This window comes from Agrobacterium sp. 16-172Ci, from assembly GCF_053522725.1.
In genome coordinates this window covers 1-23,809 of sequence record NZ_JBNWBW010000042.1, presented here as the reverse complement: position 1 = coordinate 23,809, position 23,809 = coordinate 1, and the positions used below count along the sequence as shown (strand labels likewise).

At 59.8% G+C, this 23,809-nt stretch carries 22 protein-coding genes; 12 read left to right on the top strand and 10 right to left on the bottom strand.

Features of this window, described 5'->3' with window-relative positions:
* Positions 1 to 125: 125 nt before the first annotated feature.
* Together ACQZ40_RS24800 and ACQZ40_RS24795 are read right to left on the bottom strand one after the other, a co-directional pair.
* On the bottom strand, positions 126 to 941 hold the full coding sequence (locus ACQZ40_RS24800) for a lytic murein transglycosylase (RefSeq protein ID WP_078051652.1): 816 nt from the start codon (positions 939 to 941) through the stop codon (positions 126 to 128).
* A gap of 222 nt (positions 942 to 1,163) precedes the next feature.
* Positions 1,164 to 2,198: an aspartate-semialdehyde dehydrogenase gene (locus tag ACQZ40_RS24795; protein ID WP_003522626.1), complete on the bottom strand. Its 1,035-nt coding sequence runs from the start codon at positions 2,196 to 2,198 to the stop codon at positions 1,164 to 1,166.
* 508 nt (positions 2,199 to 2,706) lie between these two features.
* On the opposite strand from ACQZ40_RS24795, the gene ACQZ40_RS24790 reads away from it, so the two are divergent.
* The 3 genes from ACQZ40_RS24790 to ACQZ40_RS24780 all read left to right on the top strand — a co-directional run bounded on the left by ACQZ40_RS24790 (position 2,707) and on the right by ACQZ40_RS24780 (position 7,827).
* On the top strand, positions 2,707 to 4,590 hold the full coding sequence (locus ACQZ40_RS24790) for an MFS transporter (protein ID WP_161987856.1): 1,884 nt from the start codon (positions 2,707 to 2,709) through the stop codon (positions 4,588 to 4,590).
* Positions 4,591 to 4,787: 197 nt separating this feature from the next.
* Entirely contained in the window at positions 4,788 to 6,362 is a 1,575-nt protein-coding gene (locus ACQZ40_RS24785; protein WP_448748841.1) for a Re/Si-specific NAD(P)(+) transhydrogenase subunit alpha, read from the top strand.
* Between the two features lie 19 nt (positions 6,363 to 6,381).
* Positions 6,382 to 7,827 carry an NAD(P)(+) transhydrogenase (Re/Si-specific) subunit beta gene (locus ACQZ40_RS24780; RefSeq protein ID WP_448748840.1) on the top strand — a complete coding sequence of 482 codons (1,446 nt, stop codon included), beginning with the start codon at positions 6,382 to 6,384 and terminating at the stop codon, positions 7,825 to 7,827.
* Positions 7,828 to 8,099: 272 nt separating this feature from the next.
* Here ACQZ40_RS24780 and rutF read toward each other — a convergent pair whose 3' ends face one another.
* From rutF to ACQZ40_RS24745, 7 genes are all read right to left on the bottom strand, one after another.
* Positions 8,100 to 8,624, bottom strand: a complete 525-nt coding sequence (gene rutF / locus ACQZ40_RS24775; protein ID WP_059760055.1) for an NADH-dependent FMN reductase RutF — start codon at positions 8,622 to 8,624, stop codon at positions 8,100 to 8,102.
* 26 nt (positions 8,625 to 8,650) lie between these two features.
* A complete protein-coding gene (locus ACQZ40_RS24770; RefSeq protein ID WP_125145444.1) occupies positions 8,651 to 9,241 on the bottom strand; it encodes a malonic semialdehyde reductase in 591 nt (196 codons plus the stop codon).
* Positions 9,242 to 9,257: 16 nt separating this feature from the next.
* Positions 9,258 to 10,049, bottom strand: coding sequence for a pyrimidine utilization protein D (gene rutD / locus ACQZ40_RS24765; RefSeq protein ID WP_448748839.1), 792 nt, complete (start codon positions 10,047 to 10,049; stop codon positions 9,258 to 9,260).
* Between the two features lie 13 nt (positions 10,050 to 10,062).
* A complete protein-coding gene (gene rutC, locus ACQZ40_RS24760; protein WP_003492069.1) occupies positions 10,063 to 10,449 on the bottom strand; it encodes a pyrimidine utilization protein C in 387 nt (128 codons plus the stop codon).
* A 25-nt stretch (positions 10,450 to 10,474) separates the two neighbouring features.
* The gene (gene rutB, locus ACQZ40_RS24755; protein ID WP_448748838.1) at positions 10,475 to 11,215 is read right to left on the bottom strand and encodes a pyrimidine utilization protein B; all 741 of its coding nucleotides are present in this window, start codon (positions 11,213 to 11,215) and stop codon (positions 10,475 to 10,477) included.
* On the bottom strand, positions 11,212 to 12,303 hold the full coding sequence (gene rutA, locus ACQZ40_RS24750) for a pyrimidine utilization protein A (RefSeq protein WP_448748837.1): 1,092 nt from the start codon (positions 12,301 to 12,303) through the stop codon (positions 11,212 to 11,214). The genes rutB and rutA overlap by 4 nt, the downstream gene beginning before the upstream one ends.
* A gap of 461 nt (positions 12,304 to 12,764) precedes the next feature.
* Positions 12,765 to 13,376, bottom strand: a complete 612-nt coding sequence (locus ACQZ40_RS24745; RefSeq protein ID WP_065655579.1) for a biliverdin-producing heme oxygenase — start codon at positions 13,374 to 13,376, stop codon at positions 12,765 to 12,767.
* Positions 13,377 to 13,682: 306 nt separating this feature from the next.
* Here ACQZ40_RS24745 and ACQZ40_RS24740 point away from each other — a divergent pair, with 306 nt between their 5' ends.
* The 9 genes from ACQZ40_RS24740 to ACQZ40_RS24700 all read left to right on the top strand — a co-directional run bounded on the left by ACQZ40_RS24740 (position 13,683) and on the right by ACQZ40_RS24700 (position 22,614).
* Complete coding sequence (locus ACQZ40_RS24740) at positions 13,683 to 14,567, top strand: dihydrodipicolinate synthase family protein (protein ID WP_448748836.1); 885 nt, start codon at positions 13,683 to 13,685, stop codon at positions 14,565 to 14,567.
* Between the two features lie 21 nt (positions 14,568 to 14,588).
* A complete protein-coding gene (locus ACQZ40_RS24735; RefSeq protein ID WP_020810165.1) occupies positions 14,589 to 15,245 on the top strand; it encodes a GntR family transcriptional regulator in 657 nt (218 codons plus the stop codon).
* A gap of 105 nt (positions 15,246 to 15,350) precedes the next feature.
* Positions 15,351 to 16,682: an ABC transporter substrate-binding protein gene (locus tag ACQZ40_RS24730; protein WP_065655582.1), complete on the top strand. Its 1,332-nt coding sequence runs from the start codon at positions 15,351 to 15,353 to the stop codon at positions 16,680 to 16,682.
* A complete protein-coding gene (locus ACQZ40_RS24725) occupies positions 16,682 to 17,620 on the top strand; it encodes a carbohydrate ABC transporter permease (RefSeq protein ID WP_065655583.1) in 939 nt (312 codons plus the stop codon). Before ACQZ40_RS24730 ends, ACQZ40_RS24725 begins: the two co-directional genes overlap by 1 nt.
* A 14-nt stretch (positions 17,621 to 17,634) precedes the next feature.
* Positions 17,635 to 18,456 carry a carbohydrate ABC transporter permease gene (locus ACQZ40_RS24720; protein WP_174036486.1) on the top strand — a complete coding sequence of 274 codons (822 nt, stop codon included), beginning with the start codon at positions 17,635 to 17,637 and terminating at the stop codon, positions 18,454 to 18,456.
* Between the two features lie 29 nt (positions 18,457 to 18,485).
* Positions 18,486 to 19,544: an ABC transporter ATP-binding protein gene (locus ACQZ40_RS24715; protein ID WP_448748835.1), complete on the top strand. Its 1,059-nt coding sequence runs from the start codon at positions 18,486 to 18,488 to the stop codon at positions 19,542 to 19,544.
* A gap of 21 nt (positions 19,545 to 19,565) precedes the next feature.
* Positions 19,566 to 20,525, top strand: coding sequence for a sugar kinase (locus ACQZ40_RS24710; RefSeq protein WP_448748834.1), 960 nt, complete (start codon positions 19,566 to 19,568; stop codon positions 20,523 to 20,525).
* Positions 20,526 to 20,668: 143 nt separating this feature from the next.
* Positions 20,669 to 21,727 carry a P1 family peptidase gene (locus ACQZ40_RS24705; protein ID WP_448748833.1) on the top strand — a complete coding sequence of 353 codons (1,059 nt, stop codon included), beginning with the start codon at positions 20,669 to 20,671 and terminating at the stop codon, positions 21,725 to 21,727.
* A 20-nt stretch (positions 21,728 to 21,747) separates the two neighbouring features.
* Positions 21,748 to 22,614 carry a D-amino-acid transaminase gene (locus ACQZ40_RS24700; protein WP_448748832.1) on the top strand — a complete coding sequence of 289 codons (867 nt, stop codon included), beginning with the start codon at positions 21,748 to 21,750 and terminating at the stop codon, positions 22,612 to 22,614.
* A gap of 7 nt (positions 22,615 to 22,621) precedes the next feature.
* Here the strand turns inward: ACQZ40_RS24700 and ACQZ40_RS24695 are convergent, their stop codons facing one another.
* Positions 22,622 to 23,518 (bottom strand): LysR substrate-binding domain-containing protein, encoded by an 897-nt coding sequence (locus tag ACQZ40_RS24695; RefSeq protein WP_448748831.1) that lies wholly within the window; start codon positions 23,516 to 23,518, stop codon positions 22,622 to 22,624.
* Between the last annotated feature and the right edge of the window lie 291 nt (positions 23,519 to 23,809).

The window sequence follows — 23,809 nt, the reverse complement described above, 5'->3', positions numbered from 1 at the left end:
CGGAAATACGGCCGCCTGCCTGCATAGGCCGGGATGCGCATCCCGGCCTATGCATCAAGTAAACCACAATACGTCCACACAAGTCCGGCATGACGGAAGTGGGAATTCGCGCGTGGAAAGCAGCCTTATTGGCCGTCAATCGCCTTGCCGATGAAGGCAATCGCCTGCTGGTAGACGCTTGCGGCGTTCCAGCCCTGGATGGCGGCGTAGTTTGCCTGTCCCTGCTGGTAGCCTGCACCGCGCTGCCAGCCATGGCCGACGAGGAAGTTCGCGGTGGAAGCCAGCGCATCGGCACGCGAACCGACGAGATCGATACGGCCGTCGCGGTCGAAATCCACGCCGTAACGCACGACGTTCAGCGGCAGGAACTGCGTCTGGCCGATTTCACCATGGGCCGCACCCTTGGCGTTGACGTTGAGCGAACCGCTGCCGACGAGCTTGAGGGCCGCGTAAAGCTGCTCGGTGAAATAATCCGAACGACGGCAATCGAAGGAGAGCGTCGCCACGGCGGAAAGCGTATGCTGGTTGCCCATGAAGCCGCCAAAGCCGGTTTCCATGCCCCAGATGGCGAGCAGCGGACCGGCCGGCACGCCATAGGCGCGCTCGATGGAGGCGAAGAGAGCAGCATTGTTCTTCTTCATGGTCTTGCCGCGCGAAATGATCGTCTGACCGCCGCGCTTCTGCATGAATTGTTCGAAGGAGAGCTTGAAGCTGTGCTGGCCGCGGTCGGCGCGGATCGTCGCCTGGTTGTAGGAGACGCCGGAGAAAGCACGGTCGAGCACCGAGGCGCTGACGCCGCGGCCCGCCGCTTCCTGCTTGAAGGCGCCGACCCAGGCATCGAAGCCCGCCGAAGTGTTGCCGCATTGCGCAGCCATAACCGGCGTCGCTGCCAGAACCGAAACCATGGCCACACCAGCCAGAATTACCTTCATTGCCCGCATCAAAATCTGCCTTCGATATCCTTTGGGGAATTTTTCCCGAGAACCAAACCGTCAATACTGTATGATTCAGGTGCCAAAACTGTCTTTTGGCGGCCTAAATTGCCTTTCGGCAGCAAGGCCTGCAAATAAACTGGCCGTGATCGTCGCCAATTATGAAACCCGCCTGCCCCACACAGAACAGACGGGTTATACTTAACGAACCTTAAAAAATCGTATCGTGGATCAGGCAGCCGCCTTGCGGGGCTTGATGAAACCACGATTGATCAACAGTTCGGCGATCTGGACGGCGTTGAGAGCCGCACCCTTGCGCAGATTGTCGGAAACAACCCACAGGTTGAGGCCGTTTTCCACCGTCGCATCTTCGCGGATGCGCGAGATATAGGTCGCATCCTCACCGGCGGATTCAACCGGGGTGATGTAGCCGCCGTTTTCGCGCTTGTCGATCACGAGGCAACCCGGCGCTTCGCGCAGGATGTCGCGCGCCTGATCGGCGGTGATCTCGTTTTCGAACTCGATATTGACCGATTCCGAATGGCCGATGAAGACCGGAACGCGCACGGCCGTGCAGGTTACCTTGATCTTCGGATCGAGCATCTTCTTGGTTTCGGCCAGAACCTTCCACTCTTCCTTGGTGTAGCCGTCTTCCATGAAGACGTCGATATGCGGAATGACGTTGAAGGCGATGCGCTTGGTGAACTTCTTGGCTTCCACCGGATCAGCGACGAACACGGCGCGGGTCTGCTGGAACAGCTCGTCCATGCCTTCCTTGCCGGCGCCGGACACCGACTGGTAGGTGGAAACGACGACGCGCTTGATCTTGGCGAAGTCATGCAGCGGCTTCAGCGCGACGACGAGCTGTGCCGTGGAGCAATTGGGGTTGGCGATGATGTTCTTCTTGGTGAAGCCCGCAACTGCATCGGCATTGACTTCCGGAACGATCAGCGGAACGTCCTGGTCGTAGCGCCATGCGGACGAGTTGTCGATGACAACGCAGCCCTGCTGGCCGATCTTCGGCGACCACTTCTTGGAAACATCGCCGCCGGCCGACATCAGGCAAATATCCGTGTCGGAAAAATCGTAGTTCTCGAGGTTCGAGACCTTCAGCGTGCGGTCGCCATAGGAGACTTCCGTGCCCTGCGAGCGGGCGGAAGCAAGCGGCACGACTTCATCGGCGGGGAAACCGCGTTCGGCCAAGATATTGAGCATTTCGCGACCGACGTTGCCGGTGGCGCCTGCAATTGCAACTTTGAAACCCATGATCAAGCTCTCTTTCTGTCTCTCCTCTTTTTGGTGAGGTGGGAACCCGCATCAGATCGCGGCTTCCTCGATCCCCAGCCAAACCGGGGAGAGAGCGGTGGCCAGAGACGTTAGACGGTTTTAATCGTCGTTTTGGCCGTAATTCGGGTAGAATGAGAAAGGCGCGGATCATCGCCGGCGGATTGTGCCGGTCCTTCCATGACGAACATGTCTGCAACATGCATGCGCAAGGTGATGCTCCTTCTTCGCGAGAAGCTATTAGAAGGTTTCTCGGTTGTGTCAAGAAAAAAGGCGCGTTTGGAGGCGTCTTGCGCAGGCCGTAAAATCGGCCTCGCGACATTTTCGGGACGCCTTGCATTAGACTAAAGTCATAATCCGAAAGCATCGCTCTTATTGCAGTGAATTTTCTGTCACTCTGACACTCCGCGCATTGCACCCTTATGGGGAGTCCGGAGGAGAGAGATGGGCTCCGCAATGCGCCAATTGGGACATCTGTGGAGGACAGACAATGGCAGATATTGCAGCCGTGAGCGGCGCCGCCCGTCCAATGACGGGTGAAGAGAAGAAGGTGATTTTCGCCTCTTCTCTCGGAACAGTCTTCGAATGGTACGATTTTTATCTGTACGGCTCGCTCGCGATCTATATCGGCGCGAACTTCTTCAGCCAATATCCGGAAACGACACGCAACATCTTTGCGCTGCTGGCCTTCGCCGCCGGCTTCCTCGTGCGCCCCTTCGGCGCGCTGGTATTCGGCCGTCTGGGCGACATTGTCGGCCGCAAATATACCTTCCTCATCACCATCCTCATCATGGGCGTTTCGACCTTCCTCGTCGGCGTCCTGCCCGGCGCATCGCAGATCGGCATTGCCGCTCCGATCATCCTGATCGTTCTGCGCATGCTGCAGGGCCTGGCGCTCGGCGGTGAATATGGCGGTGCGGCAACCTACGTCGCCGAACATGCACCGAACGGCCGCAGGGGCTATTACACCTCATGGATCCAGACGACGGCGACGCTCGGCCTGTTCCTGTCGCTGGTGGTCATTCTCGGCGTGCAGTTCGCACTCGGCAAGGAAGCCTTCGCCGCCTGGGGCTGGCGCATTCCCTTCCTCGTCTCCGTTCTGCTGCTCGGCGTATCGGTCTGGATTCGTCTGAAAATGAACGAATCTCCGGCCTTCAAGAAAATGAAGGAAGAAGGCAAGACATCCAAGGCGCCGCTCAGCGAAGCCTTCGGCCAGTGGAAGAACGCCAAGATTGCGCTCATCGCGCTTGTCGGCGCCGTCATCGGCCAGGCCGTTGTCTGGTATACGGGCCAGTTCTACGCGCTGTTCTTCCTGCAGAGCATCCTGAAGGTCGACGGCCAGTCCGCCAACATCATGGTGGCGGCAGCACTCATCCTCGGCACCAGCTTCTTCGTCATCTTCGGCTGGCTTTCCGACAAGATCGGCCGCAAGCCGATCATCATGGCCGGTCTCATCCTTGCCATGCTGACCTACTTCCCGCTGTTCAAGGCACTGACATGGGCCGGCAACCCGGCGCTGGCGCAAGCCCAGTCCACCGTTCGCGCCACCGTGACCGCAGCCCCCGGCGACTGCAAGTTCCAGTTCAACCCGACCGGCACGGCGAAGTTCACCACATCCTGCGATATCGCCACCTCGTTCCTGACGCGCAACTCCGTTCCCTATGACGTGGTTGCGGGCACAGCCGGCCAGCCGGCCACCGTGAAGATCGGCGATGCCACCATCACCAGCTACGACGCCGTTGCCGCCGGTGCGGATGCGGCAGCCAAGGACAAGGCCTTCCAGAAGCAGGTCAACATGGCGCTTCACGATGGCGGCTACCCGCTGGTGCGCGGCGCGGCGCAGGTGCCGGACGCGAAACTGGATGCCTTCATTGCCGCAAATCCGGAGCTTAACCTCAATGCGGAGGCCGTTCGCGCTGCCGACAAGAAAATGGTCGCGACCGATAAGCTGGTGGCGGACAAGCTGCTGACACCGGCAGAAGCCGCTGGTGCCGCGGAAATGGCTGTCTACACCGTAGCCGGCGGCGGCACCTTCTCCATGGTGGCCGATCCGGCCGCCGTGAACTGGGTCGTCATCATCGCGGTACTGACCGTCCTCGTCATCTACGTAACGATGGTCTACGGCCCGATCGCGGCCCTGCTGGTCGAACTGTTCCCGACCCGCATCCGCTACTCCGGCATGTCGCTGCCATACCACATCGGTAACGGCTGGTTCGGCGGCCTTCTGCCCGCCACCGCCTTTGCGATGAGCGCGGCGAAGGGCGACATCTATTACGGCCTCTGGTACCCGATCATCTTCGCGGGCATCACGCTGGTCGTCGGCCTGCTGTTCCTGCCGGAAACCAAGGATCGCGATATCCACGCCATGGATTGAGCCATACCCTGTTTGACATTTTTGGAACCCGGCGCCGAAGCGCCGGGTTCTTTTATTGCGCGATACGTCCGCATATCGAACAAGACTGTCGCAGCGGGCTGTCATTCCGTCGCAGGCAAGACAAAATCAATATGGAGACAAAGCCCCCCTGAATAGGTTATGACCCCCCTATATTATCAGGCAGAGGGAGAGCCATTTTGAGAATCGGGACACCTAAGGAATTATATGAGGGCGAGGCGCGCGTCGGCATGACGCCCGACAGCGCCCAGGCATTGCAGAAACTCGGATATGATTGCATTCTTGAAACCGGTGCAGGCAAGGCGGCGGGTTTTTCCGACGACGCCTATCGCGCAGCCGGTGTAACGATCGTCGACAGCGCCGATGCGCTTTACGCCGGTTCCGACATCATCGCCAAGGTTCGCCCGCCGGAAACGTCGGAGATTGATCGCCTGTCTTCGGACAAGACGCTGATCTCGTTCTTCTATCCCGCTCAGAACAAGGACCTTCTGGAGCAGGCGAAGGAAAAGGGCGCAAATGTCATCGCCATGGACATGGTGCCGCGCATTTCCCGTGCCCAGAAAATGGACGCCCTGTCCTCCATGGCCAATATCGCCGGTTATCGCGCGGTCATCGAGGCCGGCAATAATTTCGGCCGCTTCTTCACCGGTCAGGTCACCGCCGCCGGCAAGGTGCCGCCCGCCAAGGTGCTGGTCATCGGCGCAGGCGTCGCCGGTCTTGCCGCCATCGGCACGGCCACATCGCTCGGCGCCATCACTTATGCCTTCGACGTTCGCCCGGAAGTGGCCGAACAGATCGAATCCATGGGCGCGCAATTCGTCTATCTCGATTTCGCCGACCAGCAGCAGGATGGCGCGGCCACCGGCGGTTATGCCGCCCCCTCCTCGCCGGAATTCCGCGAAAAGCAGCTCGAAAAATTCCGCGAACTCGCGCCGCAGATCGATATCGTCATTACCACGGCGCTCATTCCGGGCCGCGACGCCCCGAAACTGTGGCTCGCCGACATGGTGGCGATGATGAAGCCGGGTTCGGTCATCGTCGACCTGGCCGCCGAACGCGGCGGCAATTGCGACCTCACGGTTCCCGACAGCCGTGTCGTCTCAGAGAATGGCGTCATCGTCATCGGCTACACGGATTTCCCGAGCCGTATGGCCACACAGGCCTCGACGCTCTATTCCACCAACATCCGCCACATGATGACCGATCTGACGCCCGCAAAGGACGGCAAGCCGGTTCACAACATGGAAGACGACGTCATCCGCGGTGCGACGGTCACCTATCAGGGTGAAATTACCTTCCCCCCGCCGCCGCCGAAAATTCAGGCGATTGCCGCGCAGAAGCCGAAGGAAAGAGCAAAAGAACTCACGCCTGAGGAAAAGCACGCCAAGGAACACGCGGACTTCAAGGCGCAGACGAAAAGCCAGGTCGGCCTGCTCGCCGTCGGTACTGCGATCCTGCTTCTGGTGGGCGCTTTCGCACCGGCAAGCTTCATGAGCCACTTCATCGTTTTCGTGCTGGCCTGCTTCGTCGGTTTCCAGGTCATCTGGAACGTCAGCCATTCGCTGCACACGCCGCTGATGGCGGTGACGAACGCGATTTCCGGCATCGTCATCATCGGCGCATTGCTGCAGATCGGTTCCGGCAACTGGCTGGTGGTGATCCTCGCCTCGCTTTCCGTCCTGATCGCGACGATCAACATCGTCGGCGGTTTCCTCGTGACACGGCGCATGCTCGCCATGTTCCAGAAGTCCTGAGCCGTGTAGGGGACATTCAATGACCATTGGTATCGTTTCCGCGGCCTATGTTGCCGCAGCCGTTCTTTTCATCCTTTCTCTTGGTGGCCTTTCCGGACAGGAAAGCGCCAAACGCGCCGTCTGGTACGGCATTGTCGGCATGGGTCTCGCCATCGTCGCCACCGTCTTCGGCCCTGAGATCAGCAAGGGCGTCGGGCAGTGGCTCGTGGTGCTGCTGATGCTGGCGGGCGGCTCCGTTCTCGGCTACTTCATCGCAAGCCGCGTGCAGATGACCGAAATGCCGCAGCTTGTTGCAGCCCTTCACTCCTTCGTCGGCCTCGCCGCCGTCTTCATCGGCTTCAACGCCCATATCGAGGAAGCGCATGTCGCCTCGCTCGATGAGACCGCGCGTTCGCTGCTGACGGGCTTTTCCGCCATTCTCGCCCACAAGACGCCGGTTGAACTGGCGATCATGAAGGTCGAGGTCTTCCTTGGCGTCTTCATCGGCGCAGTCACCTTCACTGGCTCCGTCGTCGCCTTCGGCAAGCTTGCCGGCAAGGTGGACGGCAAGGCGAAGAAACTGCCGGGCGGACATTTGCTCAATGCCGGCGCTGCGATCCTGTCGCTCGTGCTGCTCATCATGTATTGCAACGGCGCCGGCGCATGGACACTGGTGCTGATGACGCTGGCCGCCTTCTTCATCGGTTATCACCTGATCATGGGCATCGGCGGCGCCGACATGCCTGTCGTCGTTTCGATGCTGAACAGCTATTCCGGCTGGGCGGCCGCGGCAATCGGCTTCACGCTCGGCAACGATCTGCTGATCGTCACCGGTGCGCTGGTCGGCTCCTCGGGTGCGATCCTCTCCTACATCATGTGCAAGGCGATGAACCGCTCCTTCATCTCGGTCATCCTCGGCGGCTTCGGCGGCACGACGGGTCCGGCGATGGAAATCGAGGGCGAGCAGGTGGCGATCGACGCCGAAGGCGTGGCCGCAGCGCTGAATGACGCCGACAGCGTCATCATCGTTCCCGGCTACGGCATGGCGGTGGCGCAGGCGCAGGCCGCGGTCTCCGAACTGACCCGCAAGCTGCGCGCCGACGGCAAGACCGTGCGCTTCGCCATCCACCCGGTCGCAGGCCGTCTTCCCGGCCACATGAACGTGCTGCTGGCCGAAGCCAAGGTGCCCTACGACATCGTACTGGAAATGGACGAGATCAACGACGACTTCCCCAATACCGACGTCGTTATCGTCATCGGCTCCAACGACATCGTCAATCCGGCCGCCCAGGACGATCCGAACTCGCCGATTGCCGGCATGCCGGTTCTGGAAGTGTGGAAGTCCAAACTGGTCATCGTCTCCAAGCGCGGCCAGGGCACGGGTTACTCCGGCATCGAGAACCCGCTGTTCTACAAGGACAATACCCGCATGTTCTACGGCGACGCCAAGAAATCGATCAACGATCTTCTGCCGCTGATCAAGTAAATGAAAAAGGCGTTTCCGGGAAACCGGAAACGCCTTCGAATTTCTGAGAAACGACGATACGTTTCGTCCGTCATGTCGGACTTGATCCGGCATCCAGCCACGGCGCGTCTGCGCCGTGAAAAGAGTATCATGCGATCAAGGACTTGATCGCGCTGGACCCCGGATCGAGTCCGGGGTGACGGTGTGCGGATGCTACGGCCGCGCCAAACGGAACCGTTCCGCGGGACTTTGTCGATAGACTGCCGCCACTTCCAACTTTCAAAAGACCGCGCTCAAAGCACCCGGTAACGCCGGTTGAAATACATCAGCGCCTCATCGCCCGCATTGATCTTCATATCGACGACATCGCAGATCAGAATATCATGCGTGCCGCCGTCATGCGCCTCGCGGATGCGGCAGTCGAAAGAGACAAGCGCGTCCTCCAGAACCGGCGCGCCGGTTTCAAGCACACCCCAGCTCCCGGCAGCGAAACGCTCTTCCGCCGGCGTCTTGCCGCCGAAAAGCGTGCTCAGCACCTCGTGATGGGCGGCGAGCGTGTTGACGCAGACGACGCCATTGGCCTTCACCACCCTGTAAGCGGAAGAATTGCGGTTGAGGCAGATAAGAAGGGTGGGCGGGTTGTCGGAAACGCTGCAAACCGCTGTCGCTGCAAAGCCTGCACGGCCTGCCGCCCCGTCCGTGGTGACGATATTGACCGCCGCACCGAGCCGCGCCATGGCGTTTCTATAATCGAGGCTGCGCTGCTGTGCAGTCTTCGTCTCCATTTCCGCTTCCTTTTCAAGAGACATCATCTGCATCTAACCCATCCTTCCTTAACAGGCCATCAAGCCAGCACACAGGCGTCATCAAAGCCAAGACGCGGCAGGCGGCCAAAGAGCTTAGACGGATCGCCATAACCGAGATTGATCAGGAAATTGGATTTCCACGTCGTGCCGGCAAAAAACGCCGCATCCACTTTGCCTTTATCGAAACCGGACATCGCCCCGGTATCAAGTCCCAACGAGCGGGCTGCTAGGATGAGATAGCCCGCCTGCAAAGTGGCATTGCGGAAGGCCGTTTCCTCGGCCACGGCCGGGCTGGAGGTGAACCACGAACGGGCATCGGCATGCGGAAACAGCATCGGCAGTTTTTCGTAAAATTCGCGGTCGATGGCGGCAATCACGGTGACGGGTGCTGCCATGGTCTTTTCAAGATTACCCGACGAAAGCGCCGGCCGCAGTTTTTCTTTCGCTTCCTGGCTGCGCACGAACACGAAACGCCCCGGCGAGCAATTGGCTGAGGTCGGACCCATCTTCGTCAGATCGTAAAGCTCTCTCAGCGTCTCGTCGCCGACCGGCTTGTCAGCCCAGCCATTGTGGGTGCGCGCCGCGGTGAAAAGTGCTGCAAGTGCCTTGTCGTCGAGTGCTGTGGTCATTGTCCTAAAAATCCCGTCAGAATGTTCGTGTTGCCGGTAGCAGAAACTGCAAAAGCCGAGCATTGAAAAGGTCAGCTTCAGTAATATTGACCGCATGCGCCCCGAAATCGAGAAGGCAGAGTTCCCCCTGCGGCAAACCCTCAGCGAGACGCACGGAGCGAGTGTAGGGCACCAGAAGATCGTCTTTCGTGCCCACCACCAGAACCGGATTGCCGATCTCGCCAAGGCGACTATCGACGTCAAAGGCCCTCAGTGCCGCGATGCGCCGAAGCACATTCCCCTTGCCCTGAAAATGCGCGACGCCATGGGCATCGTCCCGCGCCAGCCGCTCCTGATGGTCCGACATCCAGGCGGCCGGATAAAGAAACAGCGGCTGGGCTTTCACGAAAGCCTCAACGCCGGATTTCTCCAGAAGCTCGATCCGCACATCGAAGCAGCGCCCGGAATGCGGATCCGCCTTGCTCCAGGCATTGATGAGAACGAGCCTGTCGATAAGGCCGGGCCTGCGCAGCGCGATATCGAGGCCGATCAGACCGCCAAGCGCATGACCCATGAAGTGGAATTTCTCGAGGTTCAGCGCCGAGACGATTTCCAGCACATCATCCGCCATCGCCGATATGCCGCCATCCAGCGGCACCTCGCCGCCGGTCCTGCCGGTTCCGCGATGGTCGTAGGTGACGATCCGGAAATGATCGGCAAGGGCTTCGATCTGCGGCGTCCAATAGGAGCCCGATCCGCCCAGCCCCGATGACAGCAGGATTGTGGGCGCCTCAGGATCAGTCCGGCCATGAACCTCGAAATGCATCATCTGCCGTTTCGCCCTATTTGCCGATATGGGCGACGGTGGCGATTTCCACCAGCGCGTCTGGCTTTACGAGGCCGCACTGGATGCAATAACGCGCCGGCTTGTCGCCGGGGAAATATTCGGCATAGACCGTGTTGACGGCCTGGTAATTCGCCCAGTCGGTGATGAAGATATGGTTCATCGTCACGTCCTCCATCGTGCCGCCGGCGGTTTCGATGACGGACTTGATGGTTTCCAGAACATGGCGGGTCTGGGCGCTCGCATCGCCCACATGCACGACATTATTGTCCTTGTCGAAGGGCAGCGTGCCGGAAACGTAAACCACGCCATCGGCAAGGGTTCCCGGCGAAAAGGGAGCGATGGGTTTGCTGGTGCCGGCGGGCACGACGATCTTCTTCGGCATTTCGTTCTCCTCTTGTGGTTGGATATCAAGCGCTGACGGGTGCGGCCTGCGAGATGACGCCGCAGAAATCATTGACGGTGGCGACCCAGCCGAAAAATTTCTCGACATTGTAGACCGTCGCCTGCTGGATATAGTCCGGGCCCAGATGATGCGTGGCATCCTCCAGCATCACCCCGAAATATTCGAGGTGGAAGGCGTCGCGCAGTGAGCTTTCCACGCAGACATTGGTGGCGATGCCGACAAAGACCAGATTGCGGATGCCGCGCGCGCGCAAGACGCTGTCCATATTGGTGTTGAAGAAACCGCTATAACGCGTCTTCGGCACCAGAATATCACTGGGCTGCGGCTGCAGCTCGTCGACAATGGCATAGTCCCACGTGCCCTTGGCCAACAGCTGACCCTGTAGTTCCGGCCTTTTGCGCATCGTCTTCAGGGCGTTGGACTTGTGCCAGTTGGGCGAACCCGGGCCACCCGCCTCGACATAATCCTTGTCCCAGCCATTCTGGAAATAAATGACCTGAACACCCGCCGCCCGCGCGGCATCCAGCGTCTTCTTGATGTTGGCGATGGTGCCCTTGGCCCCGGAAATATCGAAACCGGCCAGATCGACATAACCGCCCTCGGTCGAGTAGGCGTTCTGCATATCAACCACAACAACGGCGGTCTCGCTGGGTTTCAGAGTGATCGGCTCCGGCCTTGCGGGAAGCGTCACGCTTTCCGAACGGCTTTCCGGCCCCTTGTAACCCGCCACGACGGCTTCACTCATTCCGCAGCCTCCAGTGCAGCCTGAACATGCGCGCGGCTCTTCATCAGCGGCTGCACATATTTGCCGAATTTCTCGACGCCTTCGAGGAAATCATCAAAGGTCAGCATCACGCCGCCCGTTCCCGGCACTTCGCTCATCTCGTCCAGCATCGCCGCCACTTCCTCATAGGAGCCGATCAGCGTTCCCATGTTGATGTTGACCGCCGAGACGGGATTGGACATGTGCCGGACATTGGTGTCGGAGCCTGATTTGGTATCGACGGCGCTTTGCAGGCCGAGCCACTTGATCGCGTCCTCATCGGCACCCGCTTTGTAATGCTCCCACTTCGCCCAGGCATCCTCGGATTTTTCCTCGGCAAGGATCATGGTCAGCACGACGGACTTAACCTCGCGGCCGGTCTTTTCCGTTGCCGCCAGCAGCCGCTCATTGGTGGGGGCGAAAGCTTTCGGCGTATTGACGCCGACACCGAAGCAGAAGCTGTAATCGGCGAACTTGGCCGAAAACGCCATTCCGGAATTGGAAGAGCCGGCGCAGATGAGTTTGACGTCGCCCTGCGGAACCGGCTTCATGCGGCAATCGTCCATCTGGAAGAACTTGCCCTTGTAGTCCGATTGTCCGTCTGTCAGCAGCTCTTTCAAGATGGAAGTATATTCGCCGAGATATTCGTAGCGGTCGCCGAAATAATCGTCGCCCGGCCAGAGCCCCATCTGGCTATATTCCGGCCGCTGCCAACCAGTAATAAGATTGATGCCGAAACGGCCGCCGGAAATGGAATCGATGGTCGTCGCCATGCGGGCAACGATGGCCGGCGGCATGACCAGCGTTGCGGCCGTGCCGAACAGCTTGATCTTGGAGGTGACAGCGGCAAGGCCCGCCATCAGCGTGAAGGATTCCAGATTATAGTCCCAGAACTCGGTCTTGCCGCCAAAACCGCGCAGCTTGATCATCGACAGCGCGAAGTCGAAACCATATTGCTCCGCCTTCAAGGTGATCGCCTTGTTCAGGTCGAAACTCGGTTTGTATTGCGGCGCGTTTTCTGACAGCAGCCAACCATTGTTCCCGATCGGGATAAAAACACCAACTTCCATCTTGCTGTTCCCTTTTTTGCATCAGGTGTCTCCTGACTTGGCAAAAGAGTAGCAGGTTCTGTGCCAGACCAAATAAAATAATTTTATCAAATGGATAAAATTTTGGAGGCGAATTATTTTTACCAAAAGATAAAAACTTTATCATTTGATAAAATTATTTGCCTGTTTATTCGGCAAATATCGAACGCAATCTGCGGGAAATGGGCGGCTCTTACATCGGTCGCGGAGCGTTGCGCGGCATCCCAAAACCTCCCTCCGTCATGCCGGCCTTGAGCCGGCATCCAGCCACGGCGCGTCTGCGCCGTGAGGAATGAGTCTTTTGCGATCAAGGACTTGATCGCGCTGGACCCCGGATCAAGTCCGGGGTGACGTAGTGAGGTGCTAAAACCCGGCCAAACATCCATGCACACGTAGCATTACAACCGCCCTGAGAGAAGCTGCCGCAAAGCTATGCCAAAATCTCAGGCGAGGCGTTGCCGCGCATAGGCATGCACGGCCCGGAAAGCGGCTTCCGCACCGGCGATGACCCGCTCTTCCTCTTCGACCGTCAGCGAAATCTCATCGAGAGCGGCGGTGAAAGTGCGCCAGTGCAGGCCGCGTCCTTCCGGGGCGCCGGCCAGATGGCGCGCGCCGAAGTCTTCATTCAGACCAAGCTTGGCCGCATCCTTCAGCAGGAAAGCAGCGCCCAGATTGGAGCCTTCAACCACATAAAGCCAACCCATGGCCTCCGGCAGATCGAACGGCGTTTCACCGGTGAAGCGCGGCTCGGCGGTTTCGGGAATGGCAAGACCGAGATCGGCAAGGTCCTGCTCGATCATGGAGAGACGGCGGCGGCCCTTGAGATCGGGAAGCAGGCCATCGAGCGTCGCATTGGAAAAGAAGACATCGAGGTCACGATGGAAAAGATATTGCGTTTCCACGAATTTGCCGAAGTTCTCCCGGCTCTCGAACGGCTTCGATGCCATGATGAAGGCATCGAGATCGCCATGCGCGCCGCGCGTCGCAGCTTTCAGGCGCTTGACGCGGCTCTGCTCGATGTCTGCTACAGGCGCTGACGGCTCCGCAATGGTCATGATGATGGTCCCTTTATCCCTAATATTCAGATTGCTGATAAAAATCTTTACTCCAACAGTCAAATTTTATTTTCGCATTTATCCGCTCGCCCTGCAAAAAGCATAAGCCCGCTGTCGCCACGGTAAAGCAGCCTCCCTGCCCCTGTACAACCCTTCCATCCCAACGCCTCGCAGCATTGCCGCTCAACGCACGACGAAGCGAATTCCTCGCTTCCCATCTCCCGAACAATCAAACTGCAATTACCTCTTTACAACTAACATGTCAGAGCGTTATCAATGCATAATCACCTTCGAGGAGCATCTTACTTGACCCAGAAATTTGGCCTTTCGGCAGCCCTGACCACTCCCTTCAAAAAGGACGGAACGGTCGATATCGACGCCATGATCGCCCATGCCCGACGCTGCCTTGAAAATGGCTGCGACAGCGTCACACTCTTCGGCACCACGGGCGAAGGATGCTCCGTCGGCAGCCGTGAACGGCAGGTCATTCTCTCCCGCTTCATCGAGGCCGGCGTTGCGCCTTCCCGTCTGGTCACCGGCGTTCTGGTGGATTCCATCGAGGACGCCGCCGACCAGTCGGCCGAGGCCCTGAAGGCCGGCGCCCGCAATATTCTTCTCGCCCCGCCCTCCTATTTCAAGAATGTCGGCGATGACGGCCTGTTTGCCTGGTTCTCGGCGGTGTTCGAAAAGATCGGCAAGGGCGCTCGCGACATTCTCGTCTACAACATCCCTTCCGTGACCATGGTGACATTGTCGGTCGAGCTGGTTGGACGGCTGAAAAAGGCATTCCCCGGCATCGTCACCGGCGTCAAGGATTCCTCCGGCAACTGGAGCCATACCGAGCGCCTGCTGAAAGAACATGGCGATCTCGCCATCCTGATAGGCGATGAGCGCGATCTGGCGAAGGGTGTTCGCCTCGGCGGTCAGGGCGCGATCTCCGGCGTCGCCAATTTCCTGACACAGGAAGTCCGCGCCATGGCCGTCGACGGCAAGGACGACAAGCGCGTCGAAGATCTTGTTGTGGAACTTCTGAAATTCCCGGTTACACCAGCGGTCAAGGTGCTGGTATCACACACGACAGGGGAAAATATCTGGTCGGACGTGCGCGCACCGCTCGTCGCCATTTCACCGGAGGACCGGCGGCAGATCGAAGGCGCGTTCGATTCGCTGTTTCGCAGGCAGGCCGCCTGAACAGACCTTGAAAGGTTGAGCATGGAAGATACCGGCGAACAGACATTGCGGGAACGGGCGTATGAAAGCTTTACGCATCACCTTCTCTCGCGCGACGTTCGCCCGGGGCAGTTCATCTCGCAACGCCGCCTCGTGGAGTTGACGGGTCTGCCGCTGGGGGCGATCCGGGAGGCCATTCCGCGGCTGGAGGCGGAAGGCCTTATCAAGACCGTGCCGCAGCGGGGGTTGCAGGTCGCCCATATCGACCTCAATCTCATCCGCGAGGCGTTCCAGTTCCGCATCTTTCTCGAAAAGGAGGCTGTCGCGCTTTTTACCCGCTCGGCCTCCGACGAGGCAATCGCAAAGCTTTTAAAACAGCATCGCGACATTGCCGAAGCGGCTGAAAATGGCGGGGAATCGCCGGAACTGGACGAGCATGCGCAGCAGGTGGACTGGGGCATGCACGATGCCTTCATCGATGCGCTCGGCAATTCGATCATCTCGAACGCCTACCGGGTCAATTCCATCAAGATGCGCCTCATCAATCAGGAGCGCTTCCGCATCGCCGGCCACGTGAAGTCGGTGATGAAGGAACATCTCGCCATTCTCGAGGCCATCGAGAGGCGATCCGTCGAAGACGCCGTGGAGCGGCTGACCGCCCATATCCGCAACGCAAGGGACAGGGCGCTGGCGGTTTAGGGCAATTCCGGCAGGGACTGAAGAGGGTTCTGCGCCGGGATTGCAGGAAAATAAGCAACAAGCCGGGGTGAGGAGAATTTCCGGCTAATCTGGAGGAGAACTGACATGACGCATTCATTGCTCAACCCCACGCGTCGCGCCTTTCTGGCAGGCACGGCGGCGCTTGGCGGCGGCGCGATGCTCGGCATTCGCCCGGCATCGGCAGCGGTGAACTGGAAAAAACACGCCGGCACCACGCTTGAGGTCAATCTCGTCAAAAGCCCGCGCAGCGAAACGCTGATCAAATATCTCGGCGAATTCGAAGAGCTGACCGGCATCAAGGTCAATGCCGAAGCAACCCCGGAACAGCAGCAGCGCCAGAAGGTCGTGATCGAGCTTTCCTCCGGCAAGCCGAGCTTCGATGTGGTGCATCTGAGCTACCACGTGCAGAAGCGCCAGTTTGAAAAGGGCAAATGGCTCGCCGATATCAGCGGCTTCCTCAAGGATCCGTCGCTGACAGACCCTTCGCTTGCGGAGAAGGATTTTGCCGAGGCCGGCATGCTGTTTGCCAAGGATAGCGACGGCGTGCTGCGCTCGCTGCCCTTCTCGGTGGATTACTGGATCGTCTACTGGAACAAGGAGCTCTTCGAAGCCAAGGGCCTGAAATACCCTGAGACCTTCGAGGAACTGGTGACGGCGGCGGAAAAGATCACCGATCCCGCAACCAACACCTATGGTTTCGTTGCCCGTGGCCTGAAGAACGCCAATACCCCCGTCTGGACCTCGCTGATGCTGGGTTACGGCGCAAAGCCCATCGGCGCGGATGGAAAGGTCAACACCGAGTCCAAGGAGGCGGTTGAAGCGGCCAAGCTCTATCAGCGCCTGATGACCAAAGCCGCTCCTCCCGGCGTCTCCGGCTTCAACTGGGCGGAAGCGCAGTCGGCCTTCCTGCAGGGCAAAATCGGCATGTGGTTCGATGGCGTCGGCTTCGCACCGCCAATCGAGAACCCGGAAAAATCCCGCGTCGTCGGCAAGGTCGGTTACGGCGTCATGCCGAAGGGCCCGGCAACCCAGGCCGCCGGCACCTTCGGCGATGGTCTTGGTGTTGTCGAAGCCAGCAGCAAGAAGGAAGCCGCCTATCTCTTCTGCCAATGGGCGATCTCGCATGAAATGGGTGCGCGTCTCCTGCAGGCCGGTGCCGGCGTTCCCTTCCGCCAGTCCATCCTCGAAGACCAGAAGGTGCGCGAAGGCGTAAAAATGCCGGCCGCCTGGCTGGATGCCGTTGTCGGTTCCGGCAAGGTCTCGCAGCTTGCGCTGCCCGTCATCATTCCGGTGACGGAATTCCGCGACATCTACGGCGTCGGCCTCACCAATATGATCGGCGGCGCGGACCCGGCAGCCGAACTCAAGAAGGCGACGGAACAGTTCGCACCCGTTCTGGCGCGTAGCGAGGGATAATGGCCTCCGTGAGCATCGAAAACACCAAAACAGGCGTCAGTCGTAAAGAAGGGAGCAGGCCGGCAAGGCTTGCTCCCAACTACTGGCCCTTTGTCATACCGGCACTTGTCGTCATATCAGCCGTGATCGTTTTTCCATGGGTGTTCACCCTCTGGATGAGCGCACATCGCTGGACGCTCGGACAGGAGCAGAGCTTTATCGGTTTCGAGAACTACATCCGGCTCGCCAGCGACGCCCGGTTCTGGGAATCGCTCTGGCACACGCTCATCTATACCGTGCTGTCGGTCGTCGCCCCACTGTTCCTCGGAACATTGGCGGCGCTGGTTTTCGATGCGCAGTTTCCGCTGCGCGGTTTTCTGCGCGGCGTCTTCGTCATGCCGATGATGGCGACCCCGGTCGCCATCGCGCTCGTCTGGACCATGATGTTCCACCCGCAGCTCGGTGTCCTGAACTATCTGCTCTCCTTCATCGGCATCGGCCCGCTGGAATGGATCTACAACCAGTCCACCGTCATCCCCTCTCTGGTGCTGGTGGAAACCTGGCAATGGACCCCGCTCGTCATGCTGATCGTGCTCGGCGGACTGGCCGCCGTGCCGCGCGAACCCTATGAGAGCGCCGAAATCGACGGCGCCAATGCCTGGCAGAAGTTCCGTTATCTCACCATGCCGATGATTGCGCCGTTCCTGATGATCGCCGTCATCATCCGCTCCATCGACGCCGTCAAAAGCTTCGACATCATCTACGCGATGACCCAGGGCGGACCCGGCACCGCGTCCGAAACCATCAACATCTATCTCTATAATACGGCGTTCGCCTATTACGACATCGGTTACGGCTCGGCCATGGCCGTCGTCTTCTTCATCATCATCGTGGCGCTCTCCTTCGTGCTTCTGATGGTGCGCCAGCGCTCGCAATGGAACGAGATGGAGGATCGCTGATGTCTGCAAAAATCCTGAAACGCAAGACGGTTGATCGCATCGGCCTGTTCTTCGTGGCGCTGGTGATGATCTCACCGGTCATCCTGTTCTTCATCTGGATGATCTCGCTGTCGCTGAAATATGAAATCGACAACGGCGCCTATCCACCGATCCTCATTCCCGAACGTTTCGCCTGGTCGAACTATGTGAAGGTGTTCGAGGAAAACAACTTCTTCCTCTATTTCTGGAACTCGGTCCTCGTCACCGGTGCGGCCACTATTCTCGCGCTCGTCATCGGCGTGCCCGCCGGTTATGGCATCGCCCGGCTGAAGGCGGAAAAGTCGGCGGTCGTCATCATGATCGCCCGCATGACGCCCGGCCTCTCCTTCCTCATTCCGCTGTTCCTGCTGTTCCAATGGCTGAACCTGCTCGGCACGCTCTGGCCGCAGATCATCATCCATCTTGTCGTGACCGTTCCCATCGTCGTCTGGATCATGATCGGTTATTTCGAGACCACGCCTAAAGAGCTGGAAGAGGCGGCAAGCATCGACGGCGCATCCTCCTGGCAGGTGTTCCGGCTGGTGGCGCTGCCGATTGCCAAGCCCGGCATCGTCGTCTCCTTCATCCTCGCGGTCATCTTCTCCTGGAACAACTTCGTCTTCGGCATCGTGCTGGCCAGCCGTGAAACCCGCACCCTGCCGGTCGCGGTCTACAACATGCTGTCCTTCGAACAGGTGAGCTGGGGTCCGCTTGCCGCCGCAGCTCTGATCGTGACGCTGCCGGTGCTGCTGCTGACCATGTTCGCACAGAAACAGATCGTGGCGGGTCTCACCGCCGGCGCCGTCAAGGGCGGCTGAACCAAACAAATCATAACGGGAACCTGCACATGGCACCGGTCAATATCCAAAATGTCCAGAAGCGCTTCGGCGCGGTCAACATCATCCATGGCATCGATATCGACATCAAGGATGGCGAATTTGTCGTGCTCGTCGGCCCTTCCGGCTGCGGCAAATCCACGCTGCTGCGCATGATCGCCGGGCTCGAAGAGCTGAGCGACGGCGAAATCCACATCGGCGCACGCGAGGTCAGCCACCTGCCCGCCCGTGACCGCGATATCGCCATGGTCTTCCAGAACTACGCGCTTTATCCGCACATGACGGTCAAGGACAATATGGGCTTCGCGCTGAAGCTGAAGAAGGTGAGCGCCGAGGAAACCAAGGCGAAGGTGGACAGGGCCGCCGCCATTCTGGGGCTGGAAAAGCTGCTGGACCGTTATCCGCGCCAGCTTTCCGGCGGCCAGCGCCAGCGTGTCGCCATGGGCCGCGCCCTGGTGCGCGATCCGCAGGTCTTCCTGTTCGATGAGCCGCTTTCCAACCTCGACGCCAAGCTGCGCGTGCAGATGCGCGGCGAGATCAAGGCCATGCACCAGCGCATCGGCACCACCACCATCTACGTTACCCACGACCAGGTGGAAGCCATGACCATGGCCGACAAGATCGTGGTGCTGCATGATGGCGTCATCGAGCAGATCGGCGCGCCGCTGGAGCTTTACGACAATCCCGCCAATCTCTTCGTTGCCGGTTTCATCGGTTCACCCGCCATGAATTTCATTCGCGGCCGGGTGGAGGAAGGTGTGTTCCGCACGGCGAAGGGCCTCAGCCTGCCGCTGCCCGCCAATGCCGATATCGGCAAGCTGGGCGGCCGTGACCTCGTCTACGGCGTGCGGCCGGAACATATCCGCGCCGCTGAGAGTGGCATTGAAGGCCGGGTCGAACTGGTCGAAGGCACCGGCTCGGAAATCTATGCCAAGCTGAATTGCAAGGGCGACGAGATCGCCTGCCTGTTCCGCGAGCGCCTCAAAGTCCGCTTCGGTGATACGATCCGCATTGCCATCGATCCGGCAACCGTGCATCTGTTCGACAAGGACAGCGGCAAGCGTATCTGACAGGTGACAGGAGTGAACAGCATGGCAGACAGACAGGGCGGCAAGCATGTGCTCTGCGTGGGTGCCGCTGTGCTGGACACCCTGTTTCGTGTGCATGACATGCCGAAGGGCGAAGGCAAGGTCCTGCCCTATGAGATGCTGCAGATTGCCGAAGGCATGGCGTCCAGTGCTGCCTATGCCGTTCATCGCATGGGGGGTCGCGCTAGCCTCTGGGGCGCGGTGGGCGATGACGAAACCGGCACCCGCATCCTGCGCGATCTCAGTGAAAGCGGCATCGACACATCAGGCATGACGGTTGCGCCCGGCGCACGCTCGGCCCTGTCGACGATCATCATCGATGACCGGGGAGAACGGCTGATCGTGCCTTTTTACGATCACCGACTGCATGAGAAAAAACGCACCTGCACGCCGGAGGATATTGCCCCCTTTGATGCCGTTCTGGTTGATGTTCGCTGGCCGGAACTGGCGCGCGATGTTCTGACGGTGGCACGCGCGCTTGGCAAACCCGCCATTCTGGATGGCGACGTTGCTCCGGTAGAGACGCTTGAAAAGCTCGCTCCCGCCGCAACCCATATCGTCTTTTCCGAACCCGCCGCCGCCCGGCTCACCGGACTTGAAACGGTGAAGGACATGCTGCCGATGCTGCATTCCCGCTACCCGCAGACCTTCATCGCCGTCACCGCCGGTCCACTAGGCTGCTGGTGGACGGAAGCCGGCGATCCCACGGTGCATTTCCAGACGACCATGCAGGTTAAGGCAGTCGATACCCTGGCGGCGGGCGATATTTTCCACGGCACGTTTGCACTTGCGATGGCTGAGCGCATGGAAAGCCGCGCGGCCATCCGCCTCTCCTCCGTTGCCGCCGCGCTGAAATGCACGATCTTCGGCGGCCGCATCGGCGCACCAACGCGCGAAGAGACGGAAGACGCGATGCGCCAATGGCTGGAGCGTGAAGGCGAACCCGCGCTGCGCGCCTCCTGAGCGCATCCATTGCCCGCATAAAACTATTCCATTTTTGCGATGCCGTTTCGCGGCGAAGTAGTCTAACGTCAAGTCAGAGCAAAGCTTTTCGCAAGCCGCGCCTTTTCCACCTTGAGCCCGTATTCCGCAAAAGTGATCGCCCGATGCATCAGACGACCCGCCCGAGACTGCGCGATATCGGTTTCCGGCCCGGCCATTTCGAGACCGGCCCGCTCAACGCCATCACCGATGTCGAAGGCGTGACCATCGGCCATTCGACCGTCATCGAAGGCGACACGATCCGCACCGGTGCAACCGCGATCCTGCCGCATGGCGGCAACCTGTTTCAGAACAAGCTGCCCGCCGCCTTCGCCGTCTATAACGGCTTCGGCAAATTTGCGGGTTCCACCCAGATCGAGGAACTCGGCGAACTCGAAACACCCATCATCCTCACCAATACGCTGGCAACTGGCCGGGCCATCGAGGCGATCAACCGCCATACGCTGGCACAGCCGGGCAATGAGAAAGTCGTCTCGATCAATGCCGTCGTTGGCGAAACCAACGATTCCCGCCTGAACGACATCCGTGCCGGCCGCCCAACCATCGAGGAAATTTCGGCCGCGCTGCAAAACGCGGCCACAGGCCCGGTGGCCGAGGGCGGCGTGGGTGCCGGAACCGGCACGGTGGCCTTCGGCATGAAAGGCGGCATCGGCACCGCATCCCGCATCGTTACCATCGCCGGAACGACCTACACGCTCGGCATTCTCGTGCAGTCGAACTACGGCGGCCATCTGCTTGTCTGCGGCGCGCCCTATGTCAGCCCTGACCACAAGGACAAAGACGGCTCGATCGTTATCATTGTGGCAACCGATGCGCCGCTCTCCTCCCGCAATCTGAAGCGTCTGGCGGCCAGAAGCTTCGGCGGTCTGGCGCGCACGGGTGCAGCACTCAGCAATGGTTCCGGCGATTATGCGCTGGCATTCTCCACCGATGAGCGGCTGCGCCGAACGCCCGCACGCCGCAAGGCCGTCGCAGACTATCCAGAACTTTCCAACGATGCGATTTCGCCGCTCTTCGAAGCCGCGATAGAGGCGACGGAGGAGGCGATCCTCAATTCGCTCTGCGCGGCAGAAACGACAACCGGCTTCAATGCCGGCACCCGCAAGGTCTCCACGGTCGAGGCCATTTCCATCGACGCGCTTAAAACCCTTCTTTCAGCCTGACTTTTCCAGACGGAGTTTTCATGACTAGCCAATCCGGTCGCATCGTTTACGTCAACGGCGAATTCCTGCCCGAAGCGGACGCCCGCCTTTCCATCTTCGACCGCGGTTTCCTGTTCGGCGACGGCATTTATGAAGTCACCTCGGTTCTGGAAGGCAAGCTGATCGACAGTGACCTGCACATGGCCCGGCTGGAGCGCAGCGCCCGCGAAATCGACGTGACCCTGCCGGTCACGACGAAGGAAATCGTTGAAGCGGAACGCCGCCTGATTGCCGACAACAACCTCGTCGAAGGCATGATCTACCTGCAGCTGACGCGAGGTGCTGAAGACCGCAACTTCCTGTTTTCCGCCGATCTGAAGCCGACGCTGGTCATGTTCACCCAGGCCAAGAAGCTGATCGGCACCCCGGTCGAGGAAGCCGGCATCGCCGTCAAATCGGTTCCCGACCAGCGCTGGGAACGCCGCGACATCAAGACCGTCTGCCTGCTGCCGCAGGTCATGGCCAAGCGCATCGCCAAGGCCGAGGGTTGTGACGAAGCCTGGATGATCGAGGATGGTTTCGTTACCGAAGGCGCTTCCTCCACCGCCTACATCATTACCGGCGACAAAAAGATCGTCACCCGCGGCAACAGCAACAAGACCCTGCCCGGCTGCACCCGCCTCGCCGCCCTGCAATTGGCCAGGGAAGCCGGCTTCACGCTGGAAGAACGCCCTTTCACGCTGGAAGAGGCGCTGAATGCCGACGAAGCCTGCCTGACCAGCGCCTCCAACTTCGTTGTCTCTGTAACGAAGATCGACGGCAAGCCGGTTGGCAATGGCAAGCCCGGCCCGCTCGTCAGCCGTCTGCGCGCGCTCTATCTGGAAAACGCCCGCCGCACCGCGATTTAAGCAAACATCAGCCTTCGAGAACCGCCCATATACGCTCGACAACGGGCCGGCGGTTCTCCTTGGAACGATAGAGCCGGATATCGACGGCAATATCGAAACTGTCATCGGCGGCACGCACCAGCGCGCCGCTGTCCAGCTCCTGCCGCATCAGGCTTTCCGGCACCCAGGCGACACCCCAGCCGGCCATCGCCATGGCTTTCAGCCCCACCGACATGCTGCCCTCATGCACCCGCTCGAATTGCGGCAGGCGCGCGCTCAGCAGATCGCGCAGCAACGGCCCGAAGAACGAAGCCTTTTCATAGTCCAGATAGGCGAATGGTTTTCGTGCATTTTCCATGAGTTCATGCAGCGGTGAACCTTCTTTCGCCGGCGCGGAAACGGGAATGATGTTTTCCGCACCCAGCACGCGGAACTCGAAGGTCTGCGCATCGAGCAGCATCGGCACTTCGGGATGGGCATAGGTCAGAAGGAAATCGCTCTGCCCGTCCACCAGCGAATTAAGGTTTTCCTCCATACTCCCGGAATCAGGCCTCAACACTGAAAACAGCGGTCCCGCCTTTTCGTTCACCCGTTTCAGCCAGTCGGGAAAGAAGGTGAAGGACAGGGTATGCAACGCCGTCAGCCGCACCGTTCTGGCATCCGCTCCCTCTTCCTGAAGAAGCGTGCGCCGGGCATGATAAAGCTGCTTCAGCGTCTCCTGCGCCACCGGCACGAATTTCACGCCCGCCTCGGTCAGCCGGGAAGGATAGGAGGCGCGGTCAACCAGCGTCGCGCCCACCCAGGCCTCCAGCTGCTTGATACGCCGGCTGAAGGCGGATTGCGTCACATGCCGCTCATCCGCCGCCTTCGAGAAATTGAGCGTTCCGGCCAGCGCCAGGAAATCCTCGAGCCATTTGACTTCCAAGGGCCTGTTCTCCCACAAAGATGTTGTCCCGGCCTGCCGGGAACACGGGTCTTTATTAGGAGCAATGGAAGCTGATTGAAACCCACTAGAAACTTCGGACTGTGAGGAAACAGCCCGAGCCTCGCTCTCGTCATCCTTGGGCTTGTCCCAAGGATCTAAGCACGTCAACAAAATCAATCGCTTGCAGATCCTCGGGACAGGCCCACTGCTGTCCGGTTTAAATTTGGTGGACATGGCGCACGGTGTTGATTCTACTCGTATTCGAGCGTTTGGCGACGATCTCGGACACGA